19 protein-coding genes are annotated in these 19,617 nt (G+C 33.9%); 15 read left to right on the top strand and 4 right to left on the bottom strand.

Annotation, left to right across the window (positions count from 1 at the left end):
• Positions 1-68: 68 nt before the first annotated feature.
• Entirely contained in the window at positions 69-602 is a 534-nt protein-coding gene (locus ACFSJT_RS09305) for a DUF2911 domain-containing protein (protein ID WP_378319988.1), read from the top strand.
• Between the two features lie 1,744 nt (positions 603-2,346).
• Here ACFSJT_RS09305 and ACFSJT_RS09300 read toward each other — a convergent pair.
• Positions 2,347-2,976 (bottom strand): 7-carboxy-7-deazaguanine synthase QueE, encoded by a 630-nt coding sequence (locus tag ACFSJT_RS09300; protein WP_378319987.1) that lies wholly within the window; start codon positions 2,974-2,976, stop codon positions 2,347-2,349.
• 69 nt (positions 2,977-3,045) lie between these two features.
• On the bottom strand, positions 3,046-3,489 hold the full coding sequence (locus tag ACFSJT_RS09295; RefSeq protein ID WP_378319986.1) for a RidA family protein: 444 nt from the start codon (positions 3,487-3,489) through the stop codon (positions 3,046-3,048).
• A gap of 109 nt (positions 3,490-3,598) precedes the next feature.
• Between ACFSJT_RS09295 and ACFSJT_RS09290 the strand changes: the two genes are divergently transcribed.
• The 10 genes from ACFSJT_RS09290 (at position 3,599) to ACFSJT_RS09245 (ending at position 12,341) form a co-directional block, all read left to right on the top strand.
• Positions 3,599-5,134, top strand: coding sequence for a helicase HerA-like domain-containing protein (locus ACFSJT_RS09290; RefSeq protein WP_378319985.1), 1,536 nt, complete (start codon positions 3,599-3,601; stop codon positions 5,132-5,134).
• A 141-nt stretch (positions 5,135-5,275) separates the two neighbouring features.
• Positions 5,276-5,842, top strand: a complete 567-nt coding sequence (locus tag ACFSJT_RS09285) for a hypothetical protein (RefSeq protein WP_378319984.1) — start codon at positions 5,276-5,278, stop codon at positions 5,840-5,842.
• Between the two features lie 6 nt (positions 5,843-5,848).
• Positions 5,849-6,217, top strand: a complete 369-nt coding sequence (locus tag ACFSJT_RS09280) for a cupin domain-containing protein (protein ID WP_378319983.1) — start codon at positions 5,849-5,851, stop codon at positions 6,215-6,217.
• A complete protein-coding gene (locus tag ACFSJT_RS09275; RefSeq protein ID WP_378319982.1) occupies positions 6,214-7,053 on the top strand; it encodes an alpha/beta hydrolase in 840 nt (279 codons plus the stop codon). Before ACFSJT_RS09280 ends, ACFSJT_RS09275 begins: the two co-directional genes overlap by 4 nt.
• A gap of 21 nt (positions 7,054-7,074) precedes the next feature.
• Complete coding sequence (rluF, locus tag ACFSJT_RS09270; protein WP_378319981.1) at positions 7,075-7,893, top strand: 23S rRNA pseudouridine(2604) synthase RluF; 819 nt, start codon at positions 7,075-7,077, stop codon at positions 7,891-7,893.
• A 99-nt stretch (positions 7,894-7,992) separates the two neighbouring features.
• Positions 7,993-8,421, top strand: a complete 429-nt coding sequence (locus ACFSJT_RS09265) for a VOC family protein (protein WP_378319980.1) — start codon at positions 7,993-7,995, stop codon at positions 8,419-8,421.
• A gap of 117 nt (positions 8,422-8,538) precedes the next feature.
• Positions 8,539-9,390, top strand: a complete 852-nt coding sequence (locus ACFSJT_RS09260; RefSeq protein ID WP_378319979.1) for a hypothetical protein — start codon at positions 8,539-8,541, stop codon at positions 9,388-9,390.
• A 152-nt stretch (positions 9,391-9,542) separates the two neighbouring features.
• Complete coding sequence (locus ACFSJT_RS09255; RefSeq protein WP_378319978.1) at positions 9,543-10,478, top strand: sterol desaturase family protein; 936 nt, start codon at positions 9,543-9,545, stop codon at positions 10,476-10,478.
• 43 nt (positions 10,479-10,521) lie between these two features.
• Positions 10,522-11,886: an aldehyde dehydrogenase gene (locus ACFSJT_RS09250; RefSeq protein WP_378319977.1), complete on the top strand. Its 1,365-nt coding sequence runs from the start codon at positions 10,522-10,524 to the stop codon at positions 11,884-11,886.
• A 302-nt stretch (positions 11,887-12,188) separates the two neighbouring features.
• Entirely contained in the window at positions 12,189-12,341 is a 153-nt protein-coding gene (locus ACFSJT_RS09245; RefSeq protein WP_378319976.1) for a hypothetical protein, read from the top strand.
• A gap of 83 nt (positions 12,342-12,424) precedes the next feature.
• On the opposite strand, the gene ACFSJT_RS09240 is transcribed toward ACFSJT_RS09245, so the two are convergent.
• Positions 12,425-13,789, bottom strand: coding sequence for an FAD-dependent oxidoreductase (locus tag ACFSJT_RS09240; protein ID WP_378319975.1), 1,365 nt, complete (start codon positions 13,787-13,789; stop codon positions 12,425-12,427).
• 255 nt (positions 13,790-14,044) lie between these two features.
• Positions 14,045-14,845 (bottom strand): class I SAM-dependent methyltransferase, encoded by an 801-nt coding sequence (locus ACFSJT_RS09235; protein ID WP_378319974.1) that lies wholly within the window; start codon positions 14,843-14,845, stop codon positions 14,045-14,047.
• Between the two features lie 65 nt (positions 14,846-14,910).
• On the opposite strand from ACFSJT_RS09235, the gene ACFSJT_RS09230 reads away from it, so the two are divergent.
• The 4 genes from ACFSJT_RS09230 (at position 14,911) to ACFSJT_RS09215 (ending at position 19,577) form a co-directional block, all read left to right on the top strand.
• Entirely contained in the window at positions 14,911-15,555 is a 645-nt protein-coding gene (locus ACFSJT_RS09230; RefSeq protein WP_378319973.1) for a flavin reductase family protein, read from the top strand.
• Between the two features lie 93 nt (positions 15,556-15,648).
• Positions 15,649-17,037 carry an ATP-binding protein gene (locus tag ACFSJT_RS09225; protein ID WP_378319972.1) on the top strand — a complete coding sequence of 463 codons (1,389 nt, stop codon included), beginning with the start codon at positions 15,649-15,651 and terminating at the stop codon, positions 17,035-17,037.
• 10 nt (positions 17,038-17,047) lie between these two features.
• Positions 17,048-17,884, top strand: coding sequence for an aldo/keto reductase (locus tag ACFSJT_RS09220; protein ID WP_378319971.1), 837 nt, complete (start codon positions 17,048-17,050; stop codon positions 17,882-17,884).
• A gap of 28 nt (positions 17,885-17,912) precedes the next feature.
• Positions 17,913-19,577, top strand: a complete 1,665-nt coding sequence (locus ACFSJT_RS09215; RefSeq protein ID WP_378319970.1) for an FAD-dependent oxidoreductase — start codon at positions 17,913-17,915, stop codon at positions 19,575-19,577.
• The last annotated feature ends 40 nt before the right edge of the window (positions 19,578-19,617 follow it).

Here is a 19,617-nt window from a genome sequence, read left to right as displayed (position 1 = left end):
GGATTAACATTTAGCTTGTAAGTTCAAATATATCTTTACGTCTGTTATAGAAATTAAAAATCACTATTATGAAAAAATCACTCTTACTAATTGCCTTTATGTTATTGGGAACAATAACTTCTATGAATGCTCAAAAATTTGCCGGATTACAGAAAAGCCCAACAGATATTGCTTATGCCAAAGCTGATAGAAATGCTAAGCCTGCAATTAAAGTTGTTTATAGTCGTCCGCAAAAAAAAGGTCGTGAAATATTTGGTGGTCTGGAAAAGTACGATAAAGTATGGAGAACCGGAGCCGATGAAGCCACAGAAATCAAATTCTTTCAAGACGTAAAAATGGGAGATAAAACCATTAAAGCAGGAACTTATTCATTGTTTACTATCCCAGGAGAGAAAGAATGGACCATCATTATAAATTCTGATCTTGATAGCTGGGGAGCTTACTCATATGACGAAGCAAAGGATGTTGCCAGAATAAAAGTGCCAACAGCATCAGGAGAAGAGCTAGAAGTGTTCTCTATAGCGTTCAAAAAAGTCGATAAAGGATATCATATGGTTTTGGGATGGGATACCACTCGAGTAGAAGTGCCTTTCTACATGTAATCAAAATACATCAGTAAATCTTACAAAAAAAAGCTTGGTAGTACTACCAAGCTTTTTTTACAATTATTTTATGCCCCTAAAATAATATGATTTGCGATTATTCTTAAACAAAGAATAATAAAATTCCTTTAATTTACCTATGGATTGCGTGCCCTGACGCTCCTGGTAGTTCTCTTAGAAATTCCATTACAATTCTAAAAGTTAATCTAAATTTTGTGTAAAATAGCCCCATATATTTATTTTAAATTATAATTAATCAAATATAACATCAAAATGACATGAATTCAACATTTTATTTACATTTTAGACATAATCAGAGATTTTATCGATAACCTGCACAAAAACCTAATTTACTGTTAGTTAACACTTGTTTACTAAATCATTTTTTACTAGGAAAATGGGGTAATTTCCCCAAATTCTATACATTACATCTTCCAGTCTTACCTAATAAAACTCTGTTCATTTCTTAAATGCCCCATAGAAAAAATCTTATCTATGAATAGCGTGGCTACACGCTGCTGGTAACTGCCTTAAAAAAGATTTTAATGCTTTAATATCAATCACCAAAATACCGTAAAATAGCTTCATAATTTTTTGATTTTTAAATTGTTATACAAAGGTAATACTCATCCCCTAAGAAGATGAAAAAATTAACACTCACAGAAGAAAATTTTAGATAAATACTATTTCAATTACGGTGTAATACACAAATTTGATATTCCGTCGCTAAATAAAGAAGAAACCCCTTACAAATAAAATCAACAATTTAGGGGTTTTCTCCCCTGATCTACAAATAGAATATGTCAAATTAAATTCTGAAAAAATCAATTTTTTTAAAAATTAATATTTTTCAATAGTAACCAGTCTAAAATTCTGCAATATTTTCCCTAGTTTACTTTGAATTTATAAAAAAAGAGACCATACCATTTGGGGACAGTCTCTTTTATTATATATAAAAGTAAATATTTTAAGTTCTTCGCATTTTAATCTGCTTAAGTGAATGCACTACTTGCGCATCGCACTTCCAGAAGCACCAGGCAGGTCTTTTATAAATCCAATAAAAGATTTAAAACCAAGACCTAAAATTGTAAAAAATCTATTCATTTTTGAATACAATTAAAAGTTAATTAGTAATAAATTTAGGTAATGAAAATCAAAAAATGAAGTGCCCTAAATAATAAATTTATTTTTTTTGACGAATCACACTTTATATAGATCAACATACAAAACTCAAGTAAAGACTTACAAAAAATATGTTGCTTTTTCCTACAAAACAGGCCGCCTTAATTGAAAACCTATCAATTAAAAAACTTTACAACATGTAGATAATAACAAAAATTAATATTTATTGATATGTATGATCACTATCTACGAATTGCGTAACGAGATGCACTTGGTAAATCGCTTATAAAACTGAATATAGTTTTAAAGTTTAGTCCTAAAATTGAGTAAAAATTCTTCATAGTTTATTGATTTTTAATTACTTATCAAATTTAAAAACTATTAAGAATTATATTACTATGAATATTCAAATAAGAATTAACATTTCGACACGAACTGCAAAACGATAGATAAAAAGCTGAAATAATTATTAAAAAAAATGAAAAAGTAGGTGTTTTCTTTCTCGTCTGACTAATATTTTAGGGGAATATACCCCTAAAATACGGTTTAACCGTAATATGTTTATTACCTATTACTTGTACAATTATTTGGAATCAACCAAAAACTGAATTTGTGAACATTTTTACGGAATGTTTAAATATTTATGGGTCTGAAGAGACACGCGCCACTTAGGGTTATTCATCACATAATCTACAATTAATGGTATTATTTTATCACGAACGCTCCATTCTGGTTGGAGATACAGAATACAGTCCTTCGAAACCTTGGATGCCTGCTCTTCGGCAAATTCAAAGTCACTTTTATTATAGACAATACATTTTAACTCATTAGCTACATTGTAAATTTCCTCTTTTGGCAACTTTATTTTTTTAGGCGATAAACAGATCCAATCCCAATCCCCGGTTAGCGGGTATGCGCCAGAAGTCTCTATATGGGTTTGAGCCCCTCTGCTTTTAAGTTCTTTGGTAAGCAAGGTCATATCCCATGTTAATGGTTCCCCTCCTGTAACTACAACTACATCGCTATATCGCACTGCATTTTCTACTATTTTTTTGGTATCTGTTGGAGGGTGTAAATCGGCATTCCAGCTTTCTTTTACATCACACCAATGACAACCAACATCACATCCTCCTATCCTCACAAAATAAGCGGCAGTTCCTTTATGATATCCTTCTCCCTGAATAGTATAAAACTCTTCCATTAAAGGAAGCATTTTACCAGTATTCACTAATTCTTGTGTACTCTCTTGCATAAGGCCGCAAAGGTACACAACATAAAAGAAATATCTAACAAATATTGGTTACGATTCTGCAATCTGAAATCATTTCTTTACGGCTACACATTCGATTTCTATTTTGGCCCCTACTGCCAAATCTTTTGCGGCAAAGGTGGTACGAGCAGGTTTTTGTGGAAAATACGTTTTATAAACGTCATTAAACACAGTAAAATCCTTGATATCGGATAGAATCACCGTACACTTTACAACATCATTCATTTTCATACCATGATGTTCTAAGACAGCTTTAATATTTTCTAAAGTTTGTTGGGTTTCGGCCTTGATCCCGCCTTCAACCAATTTGCGTGTTGCATGATCCATTCCTACCTGACCAGAAAGAAAAAACAGATGATTAACCTGGACTACATCAGAAAAAGGAGCTTCAGATTTCTTAGGTTCATGAGTCTTGTGAAAGACAACGTTTGCATGTTCGGTATTACAGCCCAATAATATTACGTTAATGCATATTATAAATACTATTCTTTTCATAGATAAAACTTTCCAAAAATTGCGATTATACTTCTACTTCACATTAAAAATAGCTTATAATTTCAATAGAAAAGTTAAGATTCCTATTTTTATCAAAAATAAATCTACTATGAGTGACCAACAGGCATTTTTGGATCATATAAATGAGGGCTATAAAACCAAGGGTGATTTTATAACTATGGGAGCTGCCATGTATAATGGTGAGACCGTGACTAATGCCCATGTAAAAGTACCCTTAAAAACGTTAAACCGACACGGACTTATTGCAGGTGCAACTGGTACTGGTAAAACCAAAACCTTACAGGTAATTGCTGAAAATTTAAGTGAAAAAGGGATTCCTGTGCTATTAATGGATATAAAGGGAGATTTAAGTGGAATTGCTGCTGCAAGTCCAGGGCATCCAAAAATTGATGAAAGACATGAAAAAATTGGAATTCCATTTACAGCAAAGGCTTTCCCAGTTGAAATACTTTCTCTTTCAGAGCAAGATGGGATCAGACTTAGAGCGACAGTAAGTGAGTTTGGACCTGTACTGTTGTCTCGTATTTTAGATGTTACTGAAACACAAGCAGGCATTATCTCTATTATCTTTAAATATTGTGACGATAATAAATTACCGTTGTTAGATTTAAAAGATCTAAAAAAAGTGCTACAATTCTCAACGCAAGAAGGTAAAAAAGAGCTCGAAAAAGATTACGGCCGTATTTCTACTGCTTCTACAGGATCAATTTTACGTAAAATTGTTGAACTAGAACAACAAGGAGCAGATCTGTTTTTTGGAGAAAAATCTTTTGACGTTCAGGATTTATGTCGGATAGACGAAAGTGGTAGGGGTATGATCAATATTATTAGATTAACCGATATCCAGGATAGGCCAAAACTGTTCTCAACATTTATGTTAAGTCTCTTGGCGGAAATTTATAGTACTTTTCCTGAACAAGGTGATAGCGAAAGGCCAGAATTAGTTATTTTTCTGGATGAAGCTCATCTAATTTTTAAGCAAGCTTCTAATGCCCTGATGGATCAGATAGAAAGTATTGTAAAACTAATTCGATCAAAAGGCGTAGGACTGTATTTTGTAACTCAAAATCCAACCGATGTACCCGATGGAGTTTTAGGTCAATTAGGGCTTAAAGTACAACATGCCCTAAGAGCATTTACAGCCAAAGATCGAAAAGCTATAAAATTGACAGCAGAAAACTATCCGATTTCAGAATATTATGATACCAAGGAAATACTGACTTCGTTAGGAATAGGAGAAGCATTAATATCTGCTCTTGATGAAAAAGGTCGCCCTACCCCTCTGGCAGCCACCATGCTAAGAGCTCCTATGAGTAGAATGGATATATTGAGTCCAGAGGAACTTAAAAAGTTACTTAAAAAGTCAAACCTTATTTCTAAGTATAATGAAGAAATCGATAGAGAAAGCGCATACGAACTTCTAGCTGAAAAAATTGAAAAAGCTGAAGCTGAAGAAGCTAAAGCGGCTGCAAAAAAAGAAAGAGAGAAGTTGAATAAAACCTCATCGAGTTCTCGCTCTAGAAGTAGAAGAACAAGCACCACAGAAAAAGCGGTCATTAAAGTATTGACCAGTGCAACTTTTATTAGAGGCGCCTTGGGGGTCTTAAATAAGTTATTGAAATGAGTTTGAGCTAGAATCAAAAATACAGATTAAAAAGATAAAATAATCCTCGTTTTCGAATTCTATCTGACAATTTAAAAATTTTGATTATATGCAGATTAGATAATTTACGTTTAATAATAAATTATTTATTTAAAGTAAGCCATGACAAACAGATTTTTTCAGATTCTTATTCTATCAACATTACTTTTTAATTGTCAAAATGAAGAAAAACCAAATCCTTTCGACATTTCGCATCATAGAATAGGACTTTTAACTAACGAAATTAGAGTACATCAACTAGATTCTATCTTTGCCAAGGATTCTATAGTAAAAATTAAGATTGGAGATCAGTCTTTAAGAAATACTAATGAAATAGAAATATTTGAAAAAGGGGGTGCTAAACTTCTTGTTTTGGAGGTTACAAAGGAATCTGATCCGACATCTACCATACAAAACATACAAATTATTGACCCCAGATACAAAACCAATTCTGGACTATCGTCAAGTAGTACTTTTAAAGACATCAAAGATCATTATACAATATCAAAGATTAATAATACATTAAGTACGGCAGTAATTTTTATTGATAGTATCCAAGCATATTTTACTATTGACAAGAAAGAATTGCCAAAGAAGTTTCAATCTAATACTGATACCAAAATTGAAGTCTCAGATATTCCTGATTCTGCAAATATTAAGCATTTTTGGATACATTGGGATGTGAATTAAAAAATTATGAGTAAAAAATATAGCATTCAAAAAACTCCATTTATAGTTCCCACGACAGACGGAAAATTAATTGAGGAACATTTTGGAAAAGCAACAGACGGAAATTCTAATATTAGTATTGCTCATATGATAGCCCCTCCCGGATGGAGCGAACCCTTTCAAACTCCAGAATTTGATGAATACACCTATGTCATCAAAGGTAAAAAACAATTTGTCATTGAGAATGAAACTATTGTATTAGAGGCAGGACAATCTATTAAAATTGAAAAAAACACAAGAATTCAATATTCTAATCCATTTGACCAAGAATGTGAGTATCTTGCCATTTGTCTTCCTGCATTTTCTATGGAAGCTGTACACAGAGAAGACGAATGAAAGAAAAACTAGAAAAATATTTACCTGTCTTAATTGGAAAATACTTCCAATTTCTGTTCATCTTTTATCCCAAAAAAGCAGTTCGCAAAGCGTATGTTCTTTTTTGTACGCCAAGAAAAGGAAGAATTTTACCTGAACAAGAAGGTTTTCTAGAAGATGCAGAAGATGAAAGGATCTTGATTGGCGAAACCAAAATCCAAACCTATCGCTGGCCCAGTATGGGAGAAACCATATTAATGGTTCATGGTTGGGAAAGCAATACACACCGGTGGAAGACACTTATTTTAAAATTACACAAAAAAGGGTACAACATTATTGCTTTTGACGCTCCTGCTCACGGAAATTCTTCGGGAAAAATTCTCAACGTCCCTTTATATACAGAGTGTCTCCAAAAAATAATAGAGCTATATAGACCTAATCATTTGGTAGGTCATTCAGTTGGAGGTATGACTACCATATTTCATCAGTATAGTTATCCCAATCCAGAAGTACAGAAAATGGTAGTATTGGCACCTCCTTCAGAATTGTCTCGAATTATGAAAGGATATCAACGCGTCCTAAAACTTTCACCCAAATTTATGAAGGCTTTAAATCAACATTTCAAGGATAAGCACAATTTCTATTTTGAAGAATTCTCCGTTTCAGATTTTGCAAAAAAAATTACAAATAATGGCCTGTTAATTCATGATAAACATGATGATATTGCCCCATACAGAGAAGCCAAAGCCATTGGAAAAAACTGGAGTAATGTACAATTTATTACTACAGAAAATTACGGACATTCATTATTTTTTGAAGAGGTAGACAATATGATTATTGATTTTTTGAAAGCTTAATTATTATAGCCACCTTTGCATGTGGAAAATTCTAAACTCACAAGACTTAATAAATACCTAAGCGAAGTTGGATATTGTTCGCGCCGAGAAGCTGATAGATTAATCGATCAAGGCCGCGTAACTATCAATGGCAAAGTACCAGAAATGGGGATCAAAGTTGCCGTCGATGATGTTGTACGGGTAGATGGCGAATTAATTCATCAACCCAAAGAAAAACATGTTTATCTTGCTTTTAATAAACCTGTAGGTATTGTTTGCACCACTGCACAAAATGAAAAAGATAACATTGTAGATTACATAAATTATCCTAAGCGTATTTTTCCTATCGGGAGATTAGATAAACCTAGTGAAGGACTCATTTTTTTGACGAGCGACGGGGATATCGTCAACAAAATCCTTCGAGCTCGAAATAATCACGAAAAAGAATATATAGTTACTGTTAATAAACTTATTAATTCTCAGTTTATAAAACGAATGAGTAATGGCATTCCTATATTAGATACGGTTACAAGAAAATGCGAAGTTGAGCAACTTAGCAAGTATACCTTTAGAATTGTACTTACACAAGGGCTTAATCGTCAGATTCGTAGAATGTGCGAATATTTAGGGTATGAGGTGGTTACTTTAAAAAGAATTAGGATCATGAACGTCTCCCTGGATGTTCCAGTTGGTAAATGGCGGTATTTAACCGAGAATGAACTGAAAGTTATTAATTCTGATGTTGAAGATTCGAGCAAAACAGAAGAAGCTTCAATCATCCAAACCCCGACACCAAAGCAGCGAAAAACGAGTAGAAAAGAGTCAACCAGACCAAGAAGTAAAAAACGAAGAGAACGTTAAAATAAAACTTGCTGTTAATTAATTCATAATTTTCTAAGCATATCTTTTATTCCTTTTTCTGAAATAAGTACTTTACATATTGTTTGTAAATCTTAAATTATGAGTAGTACTCTATCTCCTTTTCATTTAGCTATCCCGGTAGATGACTTAAAAAAAGCCAGAAACTTCTATAACAAAATTTTAGAACTGGAAGAAGGTCGAAGTAGTGATCATTGGGTGGATTTTAATTTTTTTGGCCATCAACTTGTTATTCATTATAAAGAAAAATTGGATTCAGAAGATAATTATACAAATCCTGTTGATGGAAAAGATGTTCCCGTACCCCACTTTGGAATTATTCTTCAATGGGAAAACTGGCAAAACTTAGCCGATATGCTAATAGAAAAAAAAATTGAATTTGTTATTAAACCTTACATAAGGTTTAAAGGGCAAGTGGGTGAACAAGGCACTATGTTTTTCTACGACCCCTGCGGAAATGCTCTCGAATTCAAATCCTTTAAAGACATGTCTGAATTATTTAAAAAATAACACATTATCTGAAGGTAATTTTTACGGTTTACACGTAAAATTATGACTGTTAACACTTTTTTAGTATATTGAGGTTCAAAATTTAACATCTAAAACAGTCCTATAAATTACCTACTTATGAAAAATGTTAGACTAACCTCCTATGTTTTATTCTTAATATTTACTATTGGTTGTGGTGTCCCGCAAGCCGACTTCGAAAAGGTAAAGAAAGAGAATGAAGACCTAAAAAAAGAACTAGCTGAATGCGAACTTACGCCTACCCAAATACTTGAAAAAGCGACTTCAGATTACGATGCTGCAGAGTATACAAAAAGCAGGGAGCGCCTTCAAACTTTAGTTGCAAAATATGCTAATTCTAATGAGGCTAAGCAAGGTAAAAGGCTACTTAAAAAAGTCGAAAACAAAATATTAGAAACCGCGAGAACCAGTAGACAAGACAAAGCCCCTTTGGATGATAACGTTGACGAAGAAAATACCGATGAAAATTCTGAAAATAATGAAGAGGCTATTACCAAAATGAAAGTGAAATACGACATTAATGATGACGTTACCTGGTATACCGATCCATCTTCCTCTACATTGAATAATAAAAGCTATATACAAACTTATATTGGTAAGAAAGAAAAAAAGCCCTGGATAGGATTATCCATCAATTATTATTCTAAAAAGAAATGGCTTCATTTACAAAGAATAGAAATAAGTGTAGATGGAGAAATTTTTGAGATAGAAGAAGATACTCCTGGAGAATTTAAAGCCAAAAAAATATCTGGAGGAAAGAGAGAATGGTTGGATCGAGTTATTAAAAGTCGCGACATTCAACTAACTGAAAAAATTGCATCAAGTAAAACAGCCAAAATCAAATTTGTTGGAGAAGATGATGTATATACCAAAACCGTGAGCAAAACAGAAAAAAAGGCATTACAAAATGTTCTGGATGCATTTGTTGCTCTTGGGGGAAGTATGAAATAAGGTCCCTAAGAAGTTTTATCTTTTCAAAACATACTTTTTTCATTAGACAATCGTTAAAAAAATAGCGTTCATGCGAATTAGAATTACATAGTTAAAGATTTACTAAAAAATCTTACTATATTCTGCCCCTATAAAAATTGAACGGAAAAAGAATGGATTTTACTAACCCCTTAGTTTATGGAGTACCTTGTTTTTTAGGCTTAATTCTGTTAGAACTTACTTACAGCAAAGCTCATGATCACAAAAACAAGAATTTATATGAATGGAAAGATCTAGGTGCCAGTTTGTTTATGGGTGTTGGATCTGCATTATTAGCCCCCTTAATCAAAACGATCTCTGCTATTGTCATTTTCAATTATGTTTATGATATATTTAACCCTGAAATTAATGGCATTCGTACTAACATTTTTGGATGGGAATCTTTTGGATATGCATGGTACGTTTGGTTACTCTGCCAATTGTTAGATGACTTTACGTATTACTGGTTTCACAGACAAAATCATATGGTAAGAGCCTTATGGGCTGCACATATTGTTCATCACTCTTCAGACAATTTTAATTTGGGTACAGCTGTTAGAAATGGATGGTTTACTATTTTATACAAACCGTTATTTTATATGTGGTTACCTGCTATAGGTTTTCCGCCTGAGATGGTTGTAGTCTGTTTGGGAATAGAAGCTTTATGGCAATTCCAGTTACATTCTGTTTACATCCCAAAAATGGGGTTCATCGAAAAGGTTTTTAATACGCATACGATGCATCAAGTACATCATGCAAAAAATGTAGAATATATGGATAAAAACCATGGAGGATTTCTCAATATATTTGACAAAATGTTTGGTACCTGGAAAGAACTTGATGAAGATATAGAAGTACAATATGGTGTAACGCATGCACCTAACTCTTATAATCCCTGGGTAATTCTTACCCACGAGTATAAAGACATCTGGAATGATACTAAAAGATCCAAAAACTGGTATCATAAATTCATGTATATTTTTGGTCCTCCTGGGTGGAGCCATGACGGTAGTACGCTGACGGTAAAACAAATGCAACGGGAGCTTGAAGTTAAAAAACAAAAAGCTTAACTTAGTTCTTTTAGATTTTAACGTATAGATCATTCCTTCCATTATGAATTATCAAGAGATAATAAATCAGCAACGTGCGTTTTTTAATACTCATACTACAAAAAACATTTCGTTCAGAATTAAAGAATTAAAACGTCTCAAGGATATTCTAAAAAAGAACGAAAATCAGCTTTATGAGTCTATTTATAAGGATTTTAAAAAGTCTGAATTTGAGACCTATACCACAGAGTTATCTATAATTTATCATGAAATTGATCTGGCAATCAAAAAGGTAAAAAAATGGGCTAGACAAAAGAGAGCCTCTATTGGTTTAGCGAATCTACCTGGAAAAAGCTATATTATACCAGAACCCTATGGAACGGTTTTGGTTATAGGAGCGTGGAACTATCCATATCAGCTTTCGCTTTGTCCTGCAGTTGCGGCTATTGCTGCAGGTTGTACGGTTATACTTAAGCCAAGCGAGGTTCCTTCTCGTACTTCCGCTACTATGGCCCAACTTATTAATGAGAATTTTGATCCTAATTTTTTTAAGGTCGTTGAAGGAGGAGTACAAGAAACTACAGACCTACTGGATGTAAAATTTGATAAAATATTCTTTACAGGAAGCGTTCCTGTAGGAAAAATTATCTATCAAGCAGCAGCTAAGCATTTGACACCGGTGACACTCGAATTGGGAGGAAAAAGCCCAGCCATTATTACCAAAGATGTAAATGTCGATATGACAGCGAAACGATTGGTTTGGGCTAAGTTTTTGAACGCTGGCCAGACTTGTATTGCTCCAGATTATGTTATGGTTCAATCTGGTATAAAAGATAAGTTCTTAACTGCGGTAAAAAAATACATCGATCAATCAGAGTATCACGTCGATAATGACAATTATACTCAAATCATTAATGATAAAAATTTTGAGCGGCTTATCGGCATGATCGAACAAGATAAAATCTATTTAGGAGGTAAAGGCAATAAAGAAGAGAGAGTGATTCCTCCGACGGTGATGAAGAACGTAGATTTTTCAGATAAAGTTATGGAAGATGAAATCTTTGGTCCTATTTTACCGATACTTTCCTTTGATACTATTGAAGAAGCAATTCAAAAAGTCAGACAATTGTCTAAACCCCTTTCTTGTTATGTATTTACAAAAAATAGCACTATAAAAAAGAAGATATTAACTGAAATTTCTTTTGGTGGTGGCGCTGTTAATGATGCTGTTATGCATTTTACAGAGCAAACTCTTCCTTTTGGTGGCGTTGGCGACAGTGGCATAGGAAATTATCACGGGAAATATGGTTTTGAAACTTTTTCACACTATAAAAGTGTCCTTCAGAAACCCTTTTGGATAGAACCAAATTTGAAGTACCCTCCTTATAGCAAAACCAAATTTAAGTGGTTAAAACGTATTCTTGGTTAAAAAAAATATAAATAGAATTTACGCAAAATCATAACAATACCACTCCTAAACTACAAACTATTATTTCTAATAACCTTAACATAAAATTTCCTAAAATAAGGTTAATTAACACATTAGAATATTAGTAGCCTTTTAAAAATACTTAAATTTTAGAATCAAAAGTATGCACTTTTGTTCATACCTTTTTAAATTTTTATAGTACAATTTTAAACAATTGCTCTATAAAATATAACTTTTAAAACCTAAAATCATGAAAAATTTTGAAAAACTTAAACAGTCAAATTATCGCAAGTTAAAACGCAATGAGACCAGCCTTATTCATGGCGGTGGGAATCCATGTACTTCAATTAGAGCCCATTGCGCTGCTCGATGCGGAAATGATTACGATTGGTGTTTCTATACTTGTGTTAGCAATGCAGGATGCCCTGTATAGTAAACTAAGCGGAAATAAATAATTCTAAAATTTAACTAGGAAATGGGTAAAACCAATTAAAATACAATTTTGCCCATTTCTTTTTTATGGATATCGTTGAGATGATTAATTCTGAAAGTTATATTTTTTTGCATTCAATAGTTCAAATATATACTGTTCAACCTCATCACTATCCCAAATAGATTCTATGTTATCCATTTCCATAACTTGATCCATTATGGCAGCTTGATACTCTCCTGTTTCTAAGGCTTCAGCATAAGGGCGATGGCTAAAAGTAACTCTTGAATACAGAGGCATCCATTTATTAGGATATTTTTCAGCAAATCTTTTTTCTATCTTTTTTCGTAGTAAAAATTCTGGATCAGCAGTTTTACTACTCATTTCTATGAAGTTACGATAGGATAGTTCGGCAATGGCATCGGCATTAGGTTTTCGAGCCTTTTGATACGTTTCGAAAATAGCTTCCCAATTATCATCTCCTAACTTCTCTATAATTTCATCAAGGACAGAAATATCTTCAAATCCTGCATTCATTCCTTGTCCATAAAAAGGTACAATAGCGTGGGCCGAATCTCCTACCAGAGCCACTTTATTCCAGTAGGTCCAGGGATAACACTTTATGGTAACCAAAGCACTTGTAGGGTTATTTTTGAAGTCATTCAACAATGTAGGCATGATGGCAATAGTATCAGAAAAATGTTGTTTCCAAAATTTTCTTACTTGATCATCATTTGTCAATGTTTCAAATGAATTTTCCCCTTCATGAGGCATAAATAATGTGCAAGTAAAACTACCATCAAGGTTAGGCAATGCGATTAGCATAAACTTACCTCTTGGCCAAATGTGAAGTGAGTTCTTGTCTAGCTTATGACTTCCATCTGGATTAGGTGGAATTCCTAACTCTTTGTACCCAGTATTCAGAAATTTTTGTGAATAGTTGAACCTGCTTCTTCTTTGCATTTTATGTCGCACTCTGGAAAAGGCGCCATCACATCCAAAAATCATATCATATTGATACTCTTTCCATTCACTTTTTTCTGTCTCGCCAGTATAGATTTTAGCTTCAGGTAAGTCGATATCCCAAACTTTCTCATTAAATCTGAAAACTACTCCAGCATTTTCAGCCAGCGTAATCATTTTTTTATTTAATATTCCTCTAGGGATCGAAAAAATAGCTTCCCCATCTTTTCCATAGTATTGATGATAAACCGGCTCACCAGTTACATGCATAGTTCTTTTATGCATTGGGATTGCCAGTTTTCTCACTTCATCTCCAATTCCTATGTTATCAAGAGTTTTCCATCCTCTTACAGACATAGCAAGATTGATAGAACGACCACTGAATTCGATTGTTCTTATATCTGGTCTTCTATCAAAAACGGTCACGCTATAATTACGCTTTCTAAGGTAAAGAGCTAAGAGCGAACCAACCAGGCCGCTTCCTACGATAGCAATATTTTTTGTTTGCATAGGGTATTTGTATTCAAGACCCGCCAGATTGAAACGTAGAATCATGAGAAGACTCGAGCTTTAATGTATCTAACAGGTAAGCTCTTTTTTACTAAAGAGCATAAGCAACCACTAAAACCTTCGGTAAAAATAACAAATATTGCCGAATTATCTTGAATAGTTGATAGTTGTTAGCTGATGGTTGACCAAAACGGTAAATTGCGATTAGTGGATTCCGAAATTAGCAAAAACCTACTACCTACTACTTACTCCCTACTAAAGTTTAGCTTTTATCGCAAAGAGTAATGGATACAATTTGTCTCTGGTTTCGAACATTCCTTTTTCTTTTTCGATTAATCCAGGAAATATTTCATAAGGAGATTGATCGTACTCTTTTAAATACTCAATAGTAAGTCCTGCCGCTGATAATGAGGATACCACCTCCCCTAATCCATGGTTCCAACCAAATTCTTTGCTAATCATTTTAGCGTTTTGATCTGCATAAGTTCCTTGATATTCTTCATAAATCACGTCTTTTTGATAGTACCCATATTTCATCATAGGTTCTTTTTCAAGATAATCAAACATCCAAACAATAGGATGAAACTCTACCATATAGAAAACTCCTCCCGGTTTTAATCGCTCGGCGATCATATTACCCCACGGTTTAAGATCTGGTAACCAACCGATCACCCCGTAGCTTGTAAATACAATATCAAATAGATCTTTAACATAGAAAGAAGTATCCAACACATTACAACTTACAAAATTAGCATCCAATCCCAATTCAGAATTTAACTGTTTTGCTAATCTGATTCCTTTTTCAGAAAGATCAACCCCAGTACATTGAGCTCCCATCCTACTCCAACTTAACGTATCCTGACCAAAATGGCACTGTAGATGTAATAATGATTTACCAGAGACATCTCCCAAAGCTTCTAGTTCATACTTATTCAATGATGATTTACCTTTTTTAAAGGCATTCAAATCATAAAAATCGCTTGCAGCATGAACGCCTACTTTTTCGTTCCATGTTTGTTTATTGGTTTCAAAATATTCCTTGAATTCTTCAGACATTTTACACAGATTGATTAGTTTTGAAATATTATCACTTTAGATTGAATGCTAAATATAAGATATATATGAATTACTTTACCTTAGATGATCTTAATAAAATGCCTTCAAGATATAGGGCCAATCTTATTAATAGTTGTACCGGTTATAAATCCTGTAATTTGTTGGCTACCAAAAGTAAAAATGGTAGTACTAATGTAGCTATTTTTAACTCTATAATTCATATAGGTAGCAATCCACCTATGTTGGGTTTTGTTTTGAGACCAACAACAGTACCAAGAAATACCTACAAAAACCTTAAAGACACAGGTTTTTTTACAGTAAATCAAGTTCATCAATCTATGATTAAAGACGCACATCATACTGCTTCCAGGTATGATGAACACATTTCTGAATTTGATAAAACTGAACTTGAAGAAGAATATCTAAATGACTTCTATGCACCCTATGTGCAAAATAGTCCTATACAACTGGGGTGTAAATATGTAAACGAATATTTAATTAAAGAGAATGATACTATTTTAATTATTGGAGCGATAGAAAATATACACCTTGATAAAAGTATCATGCATGATGATGGTTGGGTACAACTTGACAAAGCCAAAACTGTATCTTGTATTGGGCTAGACGGCTATGCTTTACCCACTTTGATAGATCGCTTTCAGTATGCAAAACCAGAACAGGAAACAAAATCTCTTTTGAACAAGCCATAATTATTCAATATTCTTTCAATTTTATAAAAATCTTAAGACTTGTAGCATTTATACGTATTGCAAGGTGGATTTTTATTACCTATTTTTAAACAGATGAAACTCACTGCGCACATTCTTCAAGAAATACCAGATTTTAGCAATGTCCCTAGTCAACAATTGCAATGGCTGATCGATAAATCAGAAATTCAAACTTATAAACAAGGAGAGTTTATTTTTAAGAAGGGAGATACCATTGATCAACTGTCCATTATCCTGCAAGGTAAAATTGATATAAAATTCGAACAAAATGGTAATTATAAAGTGATTGGCCAAATTAAAAAGAATGGAATCTCCGGGTTGCTTCCGTTCTCAAGAATGAGCTCTGCGATGGGATATGGAGAAGTTGTTGAGAATGCCCAAGTGTTATTTTTGGACAAATCTTTTTTTCGGGAAATGATTAGCAATCATTATGAACTTACCGAAAGCCTGGTGCATAACATGACCTCAAGAGTACGAGAATTTACAAAAAACAATGTGCAGTCAGAAAAAATGATGGCTTTAGGAAAATTATCTGCAGGGTTGGCTCATGAGCTGAATAATCCTGCTTCGGCAATGCTACGAAGTTCTAAGGCGTTGAAAAAACATCTCGGCAATGTCCCTGAGAAATTTAAAAGGATCATCTCAATTAAAGCTTCTGAAGAAGAAGTGAATACCATAAATGATGTTCTTTTCGAGAAGATTACCAACCGCCCGGAAAATAACATGAAACTTACTGAACGAAATGAAAAAGAGGATGAACTGGAAGAATGGCTAGAGAATCATGGAGTTGAAAATGCTTTTGAACTTACTGAAACATTATTAGATTTCTGTATGGGTATTCCGGCTATGGAAGAAATTCATAACGCTACAGGAGATCATAACTTTCCTCATGCTATTGAGTGGATAGAAAATGTACTGACTACCGAAAAAATAGTAGACGAAATTGAAGAAGCATCAGACAGGATTTCCAGTCTGGTACAATCTATTAAAAGTTATACGCATATGGATCGTGCTCCCGAAAAAGTAGCTACAGATGTTCATCTGGGGATCAAAAGCACGCTTACCATGCTTAATCATAAATTAAAGAAGAAGAATATCATTGTAGAGAAGAATTTTCAAGAAAATCTTCCTAAACCAAAAATATTTGTTAGTGAGATTAATCAGGTATGGACCAACTTAATGGATAATGCCATAGATGCAATGGACCAATCTGGAACCTTAAAAATTAGGACCAGTAAAGACAAAAATTCTATAAAAATTAACATTACTGATAATGGAAAAGGAATTAGTGAAGAAAACTTAGGAAAAATCTTTGATCCCTTTTTCACAACCAAGAGTATTGGAAAAGGTACTGGAATGGGACTTGAAGTCGTACAACGAATAATTAACCAACATAACGGAGATATAAAAGTAACATCTACAAAAGAAGAGACCACTTTTACGGTATGTCTTCCGATATCTTAAATTAACCATAATGAGAAAAATTTCAGATATAAAAGGAACATTTCAGCTGCATAATGGTGTTCATATGCCTTACCTAGGCTTAGGCGTGTATCAAGCAGATAATGATCAAGAGGTGATCAATGCTATCCATTGGGCATTAGAAACAGGATACAGACATATCGATACCGCAAGTATTTATAGAAATGAAGAAGGCGTAGGCAAGGCAATAGATAGCAGTGCAATACCCAGAGAAGATATTTTTGTGGTAAGTAAAGTATGGAATGATGATCAGGGGTATGAAAATACCTTACAAGCATTTGATGATAGTCTAAAGCGTTTACAACTAGAATACCTGGATCTTTATTTAATCCATTGGCCGGTAGCTGGTAAGTATGTTGATACATGGAAAGCTTTAGAGAAATTATATAAAGATAAAAGAATTCGTGCTATTGGTGTAAGTAATTTTATGCAACATCACTTGGAAGATCTAATGGAGCAAACTGAAATGGTACCTATGGTAAATCAAATGGAATTTCATCCTTATTTAGTTCAGCAGAATTTAATCGACTTTTGTCACCAACACAAAATCCAATATGAAGCATGGTCTCCTATGATGCAGGGAAAAATCTTCGAACTGCCAATTTTAGATAATTTGGCAAAGAAGTATAAGAAAACAGTCGCCCAAATTGTGCTCAGGTGGGATCTCCAAAAAGGAGTGATTACCATCCCTAAATCAGTAAAAAAAGAACGCATTAAATCGAATGCAGATCTATTTGATTTTGAATTATCTGAAGAAGATATGAAACACATTGACTCCTTAGATAAAAATGAACGCATTGGACCAGATCCCAATAATTTTGATTTTTAAGGTTATCATGTAAACTCACTCAAAAAAAATGAAAAAACCCATCATATTTACGCTAGATGATGATCCTCAGGTACTGCGTGCTGTTACCAGAGATTTAAAATCTGAATATCGCAAGGAATATCGGATCATGAGCACCGTTTCTGCCAATGATGCATTGGAAGCTTTGGTTGATTTGAAAAAGAAAAATGAAGTAATTGCGCTGTTTTTGGTAGATCAACGCATGCCAGAAATGTTAGGTGTAGAATTTCTTTCGGAAGCCAAAAAACACTACCCAGAAGCTAAAAAAGTATTGTTAACAGCATATTCTGATACCGATGCAGCAATTAAGGCGATTAACGATGTGCAATTGGACTATTATCTTACTAAACCCTGGAATCCTCCTGAAGAAAAACTATATCCAACACTTAACGATTTACTAGATGCCTGGCAATTAGATTTTCGGCCAGAATTTGATGGCATCAAGGTAGTTGGATATCAGTTTTCGCCAAAATCACATGATATCAAAGATTTTTTGTCTGCCAATCTATTTCCTTTTCAGTGGTTAGATGCAGAAACAAGTGAAAAGGCTCAAGAACTCATTCAACTCTATCATCTCACCCCAAAAGATATGCCTGTCGTATCACTGCAAGATGGTAGCTGTTTTAAAAATCCAGATATCATAGAACTGGCATCAGCCTTAGGATTAAATGCACACCCTAAAGACAATTTATATGACGTAGTGATCATTGGTGCAGGACCTTCTGGACTTGCTGCTGCTGTATATGGCGGTTCTGAAGGATTAAAAACGTTACTCATCGAGAAACACGCTCCTGGTGGACAGGCGGGAACAAGCTCGAGGATAGAAAATTACCTTGGTTTTCCTAATGGTTTAAGTGGCCAGGAATTAACCCACAGAGCTATCACGCAAGCTAAACGATTTGGGATAGAATTTCTATCGCCGCAGGAAGTTACTTCTATCTCAGAAAAAGATGGTTATAAAAGTATTATTCTTAGCAACGGAGAATGTATAAGTACCAAAAGCGTGGTGATCACGACCGGTGTGAACTACAGAAAACTTGAAGCTGAAGGTATAGAGAACTTTACCGGGGCAGGAATTTATTACGGTTCCTCTATGACAGAGGCACAGGCTTGTACAGATAAAGAAGTCTATATTGTTGGTGGAGGCAATTCTGCAGGTCAATCTGCAGTATATCTTTCTAAATTTGCCAAAAACGTGTACATAGTTGTTCGTAAAAAAGATCTAAGGAGTAGTATGTCGAGTTATCTCATCGATCAAATTGATGCTATAGATAATATAATTTTACTTGGACATACTAATATAACCAAAGCATCTGGAAAAGATGAACGGCTTACCGAATTAGAGCTTACTAATCGTGAAACCTTGGAAACAAAAAAAGTACCAGCAGACGCGCTATTCATTTTTATCGGTGCACGTCCTTATACCGATTGGATTGAATTGGATATCATAAAAAATGAAAGAGGATTTATTGAAACCGGTAGAGACCTTACTCGATATGAGAACTTCAAAAAGATTTGGAAAAAAAATCGGGAACCCTTTTTACTTGAAACCTGTAGTCCGGGTATATTTGCGTCGGGAGATGTACGCGCAGGCGCAATGAATAGAGTTGCTTCTGCCGTTGGTGAAGGCGCTATGGCCATTAAGTTCGTTCATGAATATTTGGCTGAAATTTAACTGGAATTATAACCTTTGTTAATGTTCATGATAAACTTGT

Source organism: Aquimarina celericrescens, assembly GCF_042682765.1.
Taxonomy (GTDB): Bacteria; Bacteroidota; Bacteroidia; order Flavobacteriales; family Flavobacteriaceae; genus Aquimarina; species Aquimarina celericrescens.
The sequence above is the reverse complement of the archived record's forward strand: the minus strand, read 5'-3'. Positions and strand labels throughout refer to the sequence as shown.